This is a genomic window from Streptomyces sp. NPDC057486, from assembly GCF_042802415.1.
In the GTDB taxonomy this organism is placed as follows: Bacteria; Actinomycetota; Actinomycetes; order Streptomycetales; family Streptomycetaceae; genus Streptomyces; species Streptomyces yanii.
This window is the reverse complement of sequence record NZ_JBHVEE010000197.1, coordinates 1-13,383: the sequence shown is the minus strand read 5'-3', so window position 1 is coordinate 13,383 and position 13,383 is coordinate 1. Positions and strand designations below refer to the sequence as shown.

9 protein-coding genes and 1 pseudogene are annotated in these 13,383 nt (G+C 67.4%); 7 read left to right on the top strand and 3 right to left on the bottom strand.

Annotated features, from left to right (window positions below; all coding sequences use genetic code 11):
• The 6 genes and pseudogenes from ACFU6I_RS45020 to ACFU6I_RS44995 all read left to right on the top strand — a co-directional run.
• On the top strand, window positions 1-2,076 hold a 2,076-nt coding region (locus tag ACFU6I_RS45020), incomplete at its 5' end, for an Ig domain-containing protein (protein ID WP_384379305.1).
• Window positions 2,077-2,159: 83 nt separating this feature from the next.
• Window positions 2,160-2,301: pseudogene (locus tag ACFU6I_RS45015) on the top strand (carbohydrate ABC transporter permease); the annotation flags it as partial.
• A 148-nt stretch (window positions 2,302-2,449) separates the two neighbouring features.
• Entirely contained in the window at window positions 2,450-4,825 is a 2,376-nt protein-coding gene (locus ACFU6I_RS45010; RefSeq protein WP_384379302.1) for a DUF5703 domain-containing protein, read from the top strand.
• A 93-nt stretch (window positions 4,826-4,918) separates the two neighbouring features.
• Window positions 4,919-5,218 carry an integrase core domain-containing protein gene (locus ACFU6I_RS45005; RefSeq protein WP_384379308.1) on the top strand — a complete coding sequence of 100 codons (300 nt, stop codon included), beginning with the start codon at window positions 4,919-4,921 and terminating at the stop codon, window positions 5,216-5,218.
• A gap of 250 nt (window positions 5,219-5,468) precedes the next feature.
• The gene (locus ACFU6I_RS45000; RefSeq protein ID WP_384379299.1) at window positions 5,469-8,747 is read left to right on the top strand and encodes an NEW3 domain-containing protein; all 3,279 of its coding nucleotides are present in this window, start codon (window positions 5,469-5,471) and stop codon (window positions 8,745-8,747) included.
• 475 nt (window positions 8,748-9,222) lie between these two features.
• On the top strand, window positions 9,223-9,345 hold the full coding sequence (locus ACFU6I_RS44995; protein ID WP_384379297.1) for a hypothetical protein: 123 nt from the start codon (window positions 9,223-9,225) through the stop codon (window positions 9,343-9,345).
• Between the two features lie 14 nt (window positions 9,346-9,359).
• On the opposite strand, the gene ACFU6I_RS44990 is transcribed toward ACFU6I_RS44995, so the two are convergent.
• The 3 genes from ACFU6I_RS44990 to ACFU6I_RS44980 form a co-directional block, all read right to left on the bottom strand.
• Window positions 9,360-10,034, bottom strand: a complete 675-nt coding sequence (locus ACFU6I_RS44990) for an NAD(P)H-binding protein (protein ID WP_384379294.1) — start codon at window positions 10,032-10,034, stop codon at window positions 9,360-9,362.
• Window positions 10,035-10,182: 148 nt separating this feature from the next.
• A complete protein-coding gene (locus ACFU6I_RS44985) occupies window positions 10,183-11,016 on the bottom strand; it encodes an oxidoreductase (RefSeq protein WP_384379292.1) in 834 nt (277 codons plus the stop codon).
• A 49-nt stretch (window positions 11,017-11,065) separates the two neighbouring features.
• On the bottom strand, window positions 11,066-11,881 hold the full coding sequence (locus ACFU6I_RS44980) for an SDR family oxidoreductase (protein ID WP_384379289.1): 816 nt from the start codon (window positions 11,879-11,881) through the stop codon (window positions 11,066-11,068).
• Between the two features lie 196 nt (window positions 11,882-12,077).
• Here ACFU6I_RS44980 and ACFU6I_RS44975 point away from each other — a divergent pair, with 196 nt between their 5' ends.
• A complete protein-coding gene (locus ACFU6I_RS44975; RefSeq protein WP_384379286.1) occupies window positions 12,078-13,079 on the top strand; it encodes an AraC family transcriptional regulator ligand-binding domain-containing protein in 1,002 nt (333 codons plus the stop codon).
• The last annotated feature ends 304 nt before the right edge of the window (window positions 13,080-13,383 follow it).

Genomic DNA, 13,383 nt, shown 5'->3' with positions numbered 1-13,383 from the left:
GACTGGACGATTCAGGTGGAGGTGGTCTGCAAGGCCGGCTACAGCACGTTCGAGGTGGTCGCCGTCGACGCGCCGAAGGACGTCGATGTGCAGACTCTGCTGTGGGGCCCACTGGCCACGTCGATCTCCGAGACGGTCGGCACAGCGGTGGGCGTGGTCCGCGACGACGATTTCGCCATCGGGCTCCGTCCGCTGACCGACCGTACCGAAGGCGCCTGGCCGCAGGAGTACCAGGACTTGGGCTGGGAGAGCGAGGTTGACCACGACCCGGACCACGTGAGCGTGGGTTCTTTGGAGCAGTGGAGCGCGGCAGGCGTGACCCCCTGGGGTTCAGTACTGCGCGCCTTCACCTTCGACTACACCAAGGAACGCCACCGCAAGGTAAACGGTTATCCGATCCCGGTCGGGCCGCTGCCCGGCCGCGACGGCAAGGTCGCCGGTTCCAAGATGGCACTCTTCGGAGCTTCGCCTGAGGCGACGCCGACGATCCTGTCCTACATCGCGGCAGGTGAGAAGCTGCCCTACCCAAGGCTGAACGGTCAGTGGCAGAAGGCCTCACAAGCGAGCAGCCAATCGTGGCTCGTGCTCGGCGACTTGCAGACCGACAATATTCCGGCGGCGGCCCGATTCGCCAAGGCAGCCGGTATGGACCGCATCTACTCACTTACCAGCAACTACGGCCCATGGGAGTCGAGCGGCCACTACAAGTTCGACTCGAGCCTGGGCGGGAGCGACGCCGGGGCCGCGGCAGCCGTGGACATCGCCGAGGCCAACGGCGTACAGCTCGGCGTACACACCCTGTCGGACTTCGTCAGCACCGGCGACGAGCCCTACAACTGGTCCTGGTTCCCGCGCGACGACTACCTCACGCCACCCGCCGACGACCGGCTCGTGACAGGGGGCAGAGCCTCGCTCACCCGCCCGTTGACGGCAGGCGACACCACCGTGTACCTCGACTCCGGCGCGCTGCTTGCTGCGGGAGTGCACCACAGCTACTTGCGCATTGGGGACGAATTCGTCAGCTACGGAGCCGCCGAGCAGGTCGGGAAGGAGTGGAAGCTGACCGGTGTGCAGCGCGCGCGATGGGGATCGGTCGCGGTCTCACACGCTGCGGGCGACCGCGCCGCCCGAGTCGTGGCCAACAGCTACGGCGGCGCGATCGGTAACCATGCCGTCCTCGACGAGATCAGCGACAGGCTGACCACCGCGTGGAACAACACCGGCATCACCGGTATGTCGTGGGACGGCCTGGAGTCGGCATCGGAGTCCGGCTGGGGCGCTTACGGCATGGCTCACCTCGTGAACAGGACATTCCGGCGAATCGATGCCAAGGATCGATTCATCTCCGAGACCAGCCGGATGACGTCGAACACCTGGGACGCGCTGACCCGGGCCAGCTGGGGCGAGGTCGGCAGCACCTCGATGGAGCAGGTGTTCAAGAACAACAAGTACCTCCAGGCGAACTACCTTCCCGGAATGCTCGGCTGGATCAGCCTCAAGGGCTCGGACAGTCTGCTCACCATGGAGTGGAAGCTGGCTCGAGGCGCCGGTCTGAACGCCGGGGCAGGTTTCCAGAGCTCGGTCTCCAGCCTCGTGTCGGGAGGGGAGAACACGACGCGACTGCTCGAAGCCATCCAGCAATGGGAGACGGCCCGCAACCTGGGTGCGTTCACCGCGGAGCAGCGGGTGCGGTTCCGCGACCTGTCGACGAACTGGCACCTGACCGTGGTCGAGCAGGGCAAGCGTTGGTCCTTGCAGGAGCTGGACGCTGACGGCAGGCCGGTCGGCAACCCCCAGGCCGTTGTCGCTCCGACCCCGAAGCTCGACGCCGGACCACTGCCCGCGGCGGCCAAGGGTGCCCTGTACGAGGCGACCGTGAAGACCAACACGCCGGCGACCAAGCGATACGCGGTGACCTCGGGGGTTCTGCCCTCGGGTCTCGTGCTCAACGCCGACACCGGAGGGATCGTGGGTACGCCCACCAAGACGGGAACAGCGCGGTTCACGATCACGGCATACCAGAACTCCGGCCAGCCGCGCGCACAGCGCGACTATGAGATCGACGTCGCCGATTAGCCCGTTCGAGCCGGACGTGCGCGGTGGATCACCGTCACGCTGAAAGCAACTGCACGTGGCGTACGCCGAGGGGCGTGCGCCACGTGCTGCGCACCATCGGCATTTACCAGCAGGACTTCGGGGCGGTGTTCGCCTTCATGCTGTCTGGCCACACTACCGGTCCTGGCCTTCTACCTCGCGTTTCAGAAGCAGTTCGTGCGCGGCCTGGTCGGCGGCGCCACGAAGGCTGACCGGCACGACCGGCCGGTCCATGCAATGTCCATCGAGAGGTCATGGGAGAAGCATCATGCAATTCTCGGAGCCCGCACCCAGTTCCCAGCAAACCCCGAGGAGAGCCATACTCCGCCGAACAGCCGGTGGGCTAGCAGCCGCGATGCTGCCTGCCGGCACCCTGTCTGCGGTCGGCGCACAGCCGGCAGCAGGAGCCACCGGCGCTTCCGTCGCGATGCAGACCGCCGGGAAGAAGGAGCTGGCTGCCACCGTCGTAGACCGTCTGCTCCCCGCCTACAACGAGGTCTGGACGTCGAAGAGCGCCGACGTCACGGGCTCGATGCCGATCGGGAACGGTGTGCAGGCCGCCAATGTGTGGGTCGAGGGCAACCAACTGCGGCTGCTGCTCGCCGCAGGCGACGCCTGGGAGGAGAACGTCCGGCTGGCCAAGCTCGGGCGGCTCGACATCACCTTCTCCCCCAACCCCTTCGACTCCGGCGAGTTCCGTCAAGAGCTCAGGCTCCACGAGAGCGAGGTCGTGATCACCGCCGGCAGCGACCCGGTGATCACCACCAGGGTCTGGGTCGGCGCCGACGAGCAGACGATCCACGTTGAGAGCGACGCGCCTGGCGCGTTCACGATGGACGTGCACTTCACCAACCTCCGGCCCCAGGACAACCCGTCCCCGTCGCTCAACAACTTCACCTTCTACGACCTGGTCAGCTCCGAGGACGGCTACGTGGGCGTCCAGCCGAAGGTCCACGCCGACCGGGTCCTGGACCGACCCGGGACCATCACGTGGGCACACCACAACGACGAGTCGGCGTACGACGAGATCATGCGCCTGCAGAAGCTCGACCCGGGCATCCACCACGACCCGCTCACCGGTCGCACGTTCGGGGGGCAGGTTCGCGGTGAGGGCTTCGCCAGCGCCTCCGCCTCCGATCTGCGCTCCGACCGCGACACGTCGCACCGGCTCGATATCACCTTGCACTCGAGCATCGACCAGTCCCCGAGGTGGCAGAAGAGGTGGGAGAAAGAGATCGGTGACCTGGCCGGCGAGAGCGCGCGCACACCCATCGACCTGCTACGCGCCGCCCAGCGCAGGTGGTGGGACCAGTTCTGGAACCGCTCGTACATCTTTGCGACCGGCGACGCCGACGCGGACAAGGTCACCAAGGGCTGGCTGCACACGCGGTACGTCCAGGCCATCGCGGGCAGGACTCCCGCGATGCCGATCCGCTTCAACGGCTCGCTCTTCGCCCCCGGGCGCCCTGACGATGCCGACTTCCGCAAGTGGAACAGCTATCACGGGTTCAACCAGAGATTCGCCTACTGGAACATGCTCGCGTCTGGCGACTTCGATCTGATGCATTCCTACCTCGACCAGTACGCCGAGTCGTTGCCGCTGGCCAAGGCGAGGGTCCAGGCGTTCTGGGGCAAACCGACCGTCGAGGAGCCTTCCAGCGTCGAGCTGCCCGCTACGCAGGGGGCAATGTGGCCCGAGGTGATGGGCCTGTGGGGCCAGGCTGTCGGGGGCGAGTATGGCTGGGACCGCACGGGCCATGCCGACAACTGGTTCGCCGGCAGCTGGACCCGCTGGCTCTACGCGAGCAACGTCGAGATCGTCACGATGATGCTCGACCACTTCTCCTACGCCGGCGACACGAAGTTCGCCCGCGAGAAGCTGCTGCCGGTGGCTCGCGAGGTTGTGAGGTTCTACGACACACACTGGCACCACAACCACGGAACGATCGACATGTACCCGATGTACTCGGGTGAGGGCGACCGAAACCTGCACAACCCCGCCGCCGACACGGCGGGTCTCCACCGGATCCTTGGCGAGCTGCAGACGTTGCCGACGTCGCTGACAACTCCCGGTGACCGGGCCTACTGGGCCGAGGTGGAGGACCGCCTCCCCAACCTGCCGGTGGGCAAGAACGCGCACGACAACGACACCTCGTGGGGGCCGGGTGACCGGCTCAAGACAGCCCACGACGTCTTCCTGGGCACCGACACCAATAACCAGAACCTCTATCCGATCTTCCCGATGCGGTTGTTCGGCGCCGGTCAGCCTCACCTCGACCTCGCCGTCGCCTCCTACCAGGAGCGGCGCGGCAAGTACCCGACCGACGGAACCCAGGACTGGCGGCACGACGCCATCCACGCGGCCTACCTCGGACTGACCGCGGAGGCGAAGTTCCAGACCGTCGCCGCGTTCCGTACCGGGGCCTGGCGCTACGCCGGCTTCGGTCCCGGGGCCGGCGACGGTGAACCCGGGGGGGAGCCTTACGCCATCGCTAAGATGGCCCTCCAATCGATGCTGCTGCACCCCGGCGCCGACGAGGACGCGATTCTCTACAACGCTTGGCCGAGTGAGTGGGATGTGCAGTTCAAGCTGCACACCACCCGCGGCCGCACGGTGCAAGGTCGGCTCGTCGACGGCAAGTCCGACCACACTGTGACCCCCGAGGGGGCCGGCAACCTGGTCGTCGACGAGCCAGAGGTCAGCACCAGCACCACCGCCGACCTCAGCTGAGTCGGTAGGCATCTCCGTTAGGGCCTGTCTGGCGGATCTTGTTGCCGTCTCGAGTCGTTGGCATGGTCATGGGGCGGGGAGATCTGACCGACCCTGCGCCGCGAGATCCTCGACCGGTCTCTCATCCTCAACGAACGGCACCTGCACCGAACCCTCAGCAGTTACCTGGAGCACTACAACGGGCACCGGCCTCACCGCGCACTGAGCCAGCTCTGTCCATCGCAGGCTGAAGCCGGACCTCCGCGCCCCATCGACCTCGCCGAGCACTGCGTCCGCCGCACAGCGGTCCTCGGTGGACTCAATAACGAATGCCAGATCGCCAGTTGGCACCCCTACGAACCCGCAGATCAGCGGCCGAATCCTGTATTTGAGCCCCACTGGACCGGACGCTGATCCGAACTCTTGCTCTCCGGCGCCCGCGAGAGCCGCGACAGCCACCATGTGGTCTTCGCCGCCGAGGAGTCCCGGCGCACCGGACAGGTCGTACAGCTCTGATCCGTGTCGTCCACCACCAAGGGATTTGCCCACTCCGGACCGGAGCAGGCGTTGTCTGCCGCGGGTGTACATCCTTTCGCACCTCACACCCCGGGAGGACCGGCCTCCCTGGGCGCGACGCCGCCGACAGAGGCGGGAAGGAGAAAAGATGAGACCTACGCGCATGTGGAGCGCTGCTGTCAGAGCCAGTGCGCTGGCGCTGACCGTCGGCCTGGTGGTCACCGTGCCAGCCGGCGTCGCGGAGGGCGCTGATACGAGGCCCATCGGGACATCGACGTTCGGAAAGAACGCCGCAATAGAGATCTCTGCCGGATACCTGACCATCCACCTGGATTCCACCGGGACCGTGACCGGTCTCAAGGACTCCCGGACCGGAGCCGACCACCTGGCACACGACAAGTCCGCCCCGCTGGTCAGCCTGGTGATCAACGGCAAGCAGGAACGGCCGACCAAGGTGACCCGCTCCGGGAGCCACCGCGGTCTCCTCACCTTCACCAACAAGAAGGTCGGGTTCAAGATCGTCGTGAAGGTGAAGAACAAGGCCGGTTACAGCACGCTCGAGGCGGTGAAGGTCGAGGGCCCCGCCGGAGCAGATGTGCAGACGCTGCTGTGGGGTCCGCTGCCGACCTCCATCACCCAGACCATCGGTCAGACCGTCGGCGTGGTCCGCGACAACGACTTCGCCATCGGGTTGAGGCCGCTGACCGATCGGACCGAAGGCGCCTGGCCGCAGGAGTACCAGCAGTTCGGCTGGGAGAGCGAGGTCGAGGACAACCCCTCTGACCTGCAAGTCGCTCTCCCCCACGGGGTCGAGGAATGGAGCGCCGCGGGCAAGACCGCATGGGGTTCGGTGCTGCGGGCCTTCACCTACGACTACACGAAGGAACGCCAGCGAAACAACATCGACGGCTACCCGATCCCGGTCGGCCCGCTGCCCGGCGACAACGGGCAGGTCGTCGGCTCCAAGATCGCTCTCTTCGGCGCCCTGCCCGAGCTGACCCCGACCGTGCTGTCGAACATCGCGACCGGGGAGAACCTGCCGTACCCGACACAGAACGGCCAGTGGCAGAAGACTGCCCAGGCCAGCAGCCAGTCCTTCCTCGTGCTCGGCGATCTGCGCAGCGACACCATCCCGGACGCGGCCCGCTTCGCCAAGGCAGCCGGGATCGACTACATCTACTCCCTGCCCAACGCAGTCGGGCCATGGCAGTCGACCGGGCACTACCAGTTCAATTCCAGCCTGGGCGGCAGCGACGCCGGGGCCGCAGCAGCGGTGGACATCGCCAAGGCCAACGGTGTCCGGGTCGGAGTGCACACCATCTCGGACTTCGTCAGCACCAACGACCGCTACGTCGTACCGACGCCTGACGACCGGCTCGCGACCGGGGGCCGCGCCTCGCTGACCCGCCCCTTGACCCCCGGCGACACCACGCTCTACCTCGACTCCAACGCACTGCTCGCCGACGGACTGCACGGCCGTACGCTCCGCATCGGTGACGAGTTCATCGAATACAGCACAGCCGAGCACGTGGGATCCGAGTGGGTCCTTGCCGGAGTGCGCCGCGCCCGGTGGGGCTCTGTCGCCTCCAGCCACGCCGCAGGCGACCGCGCGGCCCGTATGATCGTCAATCAGTATGGCGGTGCGACCGGCGGGCGCGGCATCATCGAGGAGATCTCCACCCGGCTGTCCGACACCTGGAACAGCACAGGGATCATGTCCAACTCCTACGACGGCCTGGAGTCGGCTTCGGAGTCCGGCTGGGGCTCCTACGGCGTAGCCCGGCTGGTGAACGGCACCTACGAGAAGACGCGGGCGAAGGACGGCTTCATTACCGAGACGAGCCGGATGACGTCCAACACGTGGGACGCGCTCACCCGGGCGAGCTGGGGCGAAGTGGGCTCCACCAGCATGAACCAGGTCTTTATCAATAACAAGTTCTATCGGGACAACTTCCTTCCGGGGATGCTGGGCTGGATCAGCCTGCACGGCTCGGAGAGCCTGCTGAGCATCGAGGGCAAGCTGGCGCGGGGTGCCGGCCTGAACGCCGGCGCCGGCTTCCAGTCTTCGGTGGCCGGCCTCACCGAGGGTGGTGAGAACGGCAAGCGAGTACTCGACGCGATCAAGCAGTGGGAGACGGCGCGCAACCTCGGCGCCTTCACCGAGGCACAGAGGGAGCGCTTCCGCGACCAGTCCACCGACTGGCATCTCACGGTCGTCAAGCCGGGCAAGGAATGGTCTCTGCAGCAGCTCGACGCCAAGGGCAATCCCGTCGGCGCCGCCCAGTCCGTCGTAGCGCCCACCCCGGCGTTCACCACGCGGGGCCTGCCCGCGCTGAGCGCGGGTGTTCTGTACGAGGCACGGCTGACCACCAATGCCCCCGGAACCAGCCGCTACACCGTCACCTCCGGCGCCCTGCCGGCGGGCCTGAAGCTCAACCCCGACACCGGCGGCATCACCGGCATCCCGAGGTCCTCGGCGAACGCCACCTTCACCGTCACAGCAAAGGGCGGGCCTGGAACCGCCGACGCCGTCGGCACTTTCACCACCGGCACCCTGGCCACCTCTCCACATGTGACGCTGTCGTCGAAGAACCGCTTCGCCACACGCGGCGGCACCGTGACGCTGACCGCTTCCATCACCAACCCTGGCACGACCACGATGGCCGGGACGACGGCGACCATCACGCTGCCGACCGGCTGGACCACGCCCACAACGACGGCCACCGTAGGCTCGATCGCCCCCAAGGCCACCGCGACGGCCTCCTGGGCCGTGAACATCGCCGCTGATGCGGCCCACGGACCCCAGACCAGCTCCGTGTCAGTGGCCTACACCGGTGGGCCCGGCAACACCACGGCGCCACTGACCACACCTGTGGCGTACTCGAACCTCGCCGCGACCTTCAACAACATCGGTATCACGGATGACTCCAACCCGACGCCCGGCAACTTCGACGGCTACGGCAACAGCTACTCCGCGCAGGCCCTGTCGGCGGCCGGGGTGAAGGCCGGGGCGGCGCTGACGTACAACAACACCACATTCACCTGGCCGAGCGCGGCCTCCGGGACCAACGACAACACCACCGCCTCCGGGCAGATCATCCAGATCTCCGGCAGCGGCGCGAAACTGGCGTTCCTGGGTGCCGGCATTGGCTCCTCCTCCGGCACGGTCACCGTCTTCTACACCGACGGAACCACCTCGACCGGCACCCTCGGCTTCCCGAACTGGCTCACCGACACACCCACAGAGTTCGGTGCCCAACCGGTCATCACCACCACCTACCGGAACACCCAATCCGGCCCGGCCAATCACGGCTACGAGTACCGTGTGTACTACAACAGTGTGCAGCTGACCGCCGGTAAGACGGTCGAAGCCGTGCAACTGCCAAACCTGTCGGGACTGCACACCTTCGCCATCGGCATCGGCTGAACCGGCCGCCGACTCGTAACCTGGGCGGGACGCCTCCGTGGGAGGTGTCCCGCCCCTTGTTTCCGGATGTGTCTGCGGCAGGTCTTCACCCGGAGCCGCACTCCAGGCCACGGCGAACAGGGGCCGTTCGCCGTGGCGGAACTGCATCCGCTTGCCTAAGGGCTGTCCCGTAATCCCTGGCGGGCGCACGACGCCGGCTACGGCACCTCGCTGCGTTGTCGGAACGCCCGAATACATCCAGTATGAGGACGCTTCTCCGCCTTGCGATGCACCGCATCTGACGCCGCGCGCTGATCCGCCAGGGATTACGGGACAGCCCTTAGGAAGAGGGGCGCCCGGGTGCGCCAGTGACCTTGTGTAAGAAGCCATCCGCTTTCCGAACGTGATCGCTGGGTTCGGGCTGGGTGGGAATGAACTCCGGCTGGCGGCGGGAGAGATGGGGCGGTTTCGTTCACGTCGTCTGTGGGGGTGGCTGGTGTCGTCCTGCCCCTGGCTCCTGGCGCTCGTGCTGCTGCTCCTCCTCTTCGTGACCTGGGCTTTCGCGTTCGTCCGATGGCTGCGCCAAGGCTCCTTGATCAACGAGAGGCAGGCCGAGTGACATCGTCATATCCTTCATCTCCTTGCGGTGGCGAGGTCGTTGATGTCGGGGTTGCGCAGGACGGCGGGAGCGTTGCTGCCCGGCCGGGAAGCGACGAGCATGGCGCGGCCGACGGCGTCCGTGGTGCTGATGTGCTGGGGGAAGAGGCGCTTGAGCAGCGGGTGGATGACTGCGGTGGCGCGGTAGAGCCCGCGGTAGAGCGAGGTCCGGGAGACAGCGCCGTCGACCGGCTGGATGAAGCCGGGACGGATCATGTACGCGATCATGGGCAGTGCCCGGAGGTCGTTCTCCGTACGGCCCTTGACGCGGGCCCACATCTGCCGGCTCCTGCCGGTGGGATCGGTGCCCTCGCCGGAGACGTACACGAAGGTCAGGTTCGGGCTCGCGGCGATCAGGGCGTGTGCGGCGGCCAGTGCGTACTCGTAGGTGACGCGGGTGTACTCGGCTTCGGTGCGGCCCACGGCGGAGACACCGAGGCAGTAGAAGCAGGCGTCCAGGCCGGTGAGCTGGTCCTGGATTGCCGTGTAGTCGGTGAAGTCGGCGTGGACGATCTGCCGCAGCTTGGGATGGGCCACGTCCAGGGGGGTTCGGACGACCGCGAGGACTTCGGTGACCGTGTCGTCCCGCAGACAGGCACGCAGGGCGCCGTGCCCGATCATTCCGGACGCTCCGAAGACGATGACGCGCACGAGTTCTCCTGGTGGTGAGGGGTGCCCGGGGAGGGTTTCAGTGGGAAGGGTGATGGTGGGGCGCGGTGCAGGCGTCGCCCCGGTCCAGGCCGTCCGCGGCCCGCCGCCCGCGGCGCGGGTCCGCTCAGGGCGGACCGTCTCGGGGGGGTCAGCGGGGAAGGCCCATGGACCGGGAGACCAGGGTGTCGAAGGCGCGGTCGGGCAGGAGGCGCCGCAGGCCGATGAGCGGGCGGGCGCTGAATCCGGTGGCGTAGCGGGTCTTGGGCCGACGTGCTGTGACGGCCTTGCCTATGGCGTCGGCGATGACGGTGGGCGGGGACATGCGCTTGACCATGGCCTCGGAGCGCATGGAGGCGGCGACGGCCTCGGCCTGGCCGGCGTAGGCGCCCGAGGCGGAGGACTTCTCCAGATGGTCGGCAGCGATGCCGCTCCACTCGGTGCGGATGCCGCCGGGTTCGATGACGACGACGTCGATACCGAAGGGTTTGACCTCGATCCGCAGGCAGTCGCTGAGGGCTTCGAGGGCGAACTTGGTGCCGTGGTACCAGCCGCCCAGCGGGGTGTAGACCTTCCCGCCCATCGAGGTGATGTTGACGACCGTCCCGCTGCGGCAGGCACGCATGTGCGGCAGGGCGATCTGGGTCAGGCGGACGGCGCCGAAGACGTTGACGTCGAACTGGCGGCGGGCCTCGTCCTGCGAGACGTCCTCCAGGGCGCCGTACGAGCCGTATCCGGCGTTGTTGACCAGGACGTCGATGCGCCCGGTCTCGGAGATGACGCGGTCGACTCCGCTGCGCATGGAGTCGTCGTCGGTGACGTCCATCGCCAGCGGACGCAGGCCGTGTTCGGAGAGCTTGTGCAGGCGGTCGGTGCGGCGGGCCGCTCCGTAGACGGTGTAGCCGAGGCCGATCAGCTTGAGGGCGGTCGCTTCGCCGATGCCGGAGGAGGCGCCGGTCACGATGGCGGTCTTGGTGGTGGTCATGGGAGTCCTCATCGACAGACAGAGTGCGGGGTCGTCGGTGCCTGCTGAGTCAGATACCGAACTGGGTCTTGATGCCGCCGATGAAAGTGGCGTCGTCGGCGGCGGCACGGGTGGCGATCAGCTCGGTGGCGTACGGGCCGGCCGGGTAGCGCAGCTGGTCGGTGCCGTCGGTTGCGGCCCGGTAGACGGTCTCGGCGACGACGTCGGGTTCGTCGCCGGCGACGGTCAGCTGCTCCTGCGCTGTGAGGAACGCATGGACGAACTTCTGGTACTCGGCGAGGGACTCGTCGTTGGTGAAGTCGAAGGAGCGGCCGGCGAAGTCGGTGTTGACGATGCCTGGCTCGACGAGCTTGACGTTGACGCCGATCGCGGCGAGTTCGTAGTGCAGGGCCTCGCTCAGTCCTTCGACGGCGAACTTGGTGCCGTGGTACAGGGTGCCGAGCGGGAAGGTGACCTTGCCACCGATGGAGGAGATGTTGATGACGGTGCCGCCGCCGTTCGCGCGCAGGTGCGGCAGGACGGCCTTGGTCGTCTCCAACAGGCCCATGACGTTCACGTCGAACTGCCGGCGGGCCTTGTCCATCGGGATCGCCTCCAGCAGACCGTAGGCGCCGTACCCCGCGTTGTTGAGCAGCACGTCGATCCGCCCGAAGTGCTCCAGGCCGGCGTCGACGGCCGAAGTGATCGAGGCGGAGTCCTGCACGTCGAGCCGGGTGACGAGTACGTTGTCCAGCGCAGTGAGCTCGGTCTCCCGCTCGGGGCTGCGCATCGTGGCGATCACGTTCCAGCCCTGCTCGTGGAAGTGCTTCGCGGCCGCCCGGCCGATGCCGCTCGAGCTGCCGGTGATGAGGATGGTCCTGGTCATGGTCGTCTCCGATCCTTCGCCGTGTCCACCGCTGCGGTGGCTCGTGGCTTCCACGCTAGGCGGAGAATCACGACAAAGAACTAGCGAAAGGCGCCTTCCCTCTTGCTATTCGCGCCATCGTCGAATGGCGCCTTCTGCGTGCCGAATGGCGCACACGGCATCCCCGCCGCCGCATGCGGGCAACTACCCTCGATTCATGGCATCAGACCGGTTCACCCTGGACCCGGGGGCCCGTGCGCTCCTGCACGACCTCGGAATCTCCCTTGCCCGCGTGCTGCGGCGGGCGCAGCTCCCGGCCGGCGTCTTCGCGCACGGCCAGGTCTCGATGACGGTCGAGGAGTACTACCGGTTCTGGGACGCGCTCGACGCCGAGGCCGCGGATCCCGACCTGGCGGCGAGGATCGGGCGGGCTCTGTCCGTCGAGGCATTCAATCCGCCGATCTTCGCGGCGCTGTGCAGCGCGAACCTGCGCACCGCGGCCGAGCGCATCGCCGCGTTCAAGCCGCTCATCGGCCCATTGAACCTCCGCGTCACCTTCGACCGCACCGGCCTGACGATCGCAGTCAACTGGCCCGAGGGGCCGCCCCCGCCCCCACTGTTTGTCTCCGCCGAGCTCGCGTTCTGGGTAGCACTGGCACGCATCGGCACGCGGCGCGAGGTGCACCCGACCCGCGTCGCCATGCGCCGCGCCCCGCAGCCCTCAGCTGAGACGACCTCCTACTTCGGCACGCAGATCCGCGAAGGCAAGACCGACGCCGTCACCTTCTCCGCCGAGGACGCCTCGTTGCCGTTCCTCACCGAGGACGAGTCCATGTGGGACTTCTTCGCACCGGAACTGCGCCGCCGCCTGTCCGATCTCGAAGCGTCCGCCACCACGGCCGACCGGGTGCGGGCCGCGCTCCACGAGCGCCTGCCCGCCGGCGAGAGCTCCATCAACGCCATCGCCGCGCAGCTCATGCTCAGCTCCCGCACGCTCCAGCGACAACTGCGAGCAGAGGACACCAGCTACCAGGCCGTCCTCAGTGACACCCGAGAGAAACTCGCCCGCCGCTACCTCGCGGACCGGTCCCTCCCCACTTCCCAGGTCGCCTACCTCCTCGCGTACGACGACACCAACTCCTTCTACCGCGCCTTCCGCCGCTGGACGGGACTCACCCCGGAAGGCGCACGCAACGGCGGCCACCTCACCCCCGCCTGACCGGTGAACCGACGCTCACCCCCGGGGGACGAGGTCCGGAGGCCGGTCACACCCCGGCTGGGCCGAACATCGACCGTGCGGTCGGCGGAATGGGTGTCCGTGCAGCCTCCACCAAGTGGGCCTGTGACTCACCTGACCGACCGCGCCCTGAGGAAATGTCACGGCCGTGAGACTGACCGACTGCACCGTCGACGTGAGACGGCGACCTAGCTAGTACTCCAGCCGTACTTTTCCATTACTGCTGGTCAACGGCTTGGGTGTGGGGATTGTAGCGGGGTGGGTTTGGGTGCGGGGCGGTCTTGGC

Bases quoted from the DNA above. Each gene is read 5' to 3' on its own strand.
- ACFU6I_RS45010 (WP_384379302.1), top strand. From the start codon at position 2,450: ATGCTGCCTGCCGGCACCCTGTCTGCGGTCGGCGCACAGCCGGCAGCA.
- ACFU6I_RS45000 (WP_384379299.1), top strand. From the start codon at position 5,469: ATGAGACCTACGCGCATGTGGAGCGCTGCTGTCAGAGCCAGTGCGCTG.
- ACFU6I_RS44985 (WP_384379292.1), bottom strand. From the start codon at position 11,016: ATGACCACCACCAAGACCGCCATCGTGACCGGCGCCTCCTCCGGCATC.
- ACFU6I_RS44980 (WP_384379289.1), bottom strand. From the start codon at position 11,881: ATGACCAGGACCATCCTCATCACCGGCAGCTCGAGCGGCATCGGCCGG.
- ACFU6I_RS44975 (WP_384379286.1), top strand. From the start codon at position 12,078: ATGGCATCAGACCGGTTCACCCTGGACCCGGGGGCCCGTGCGCTCCTG.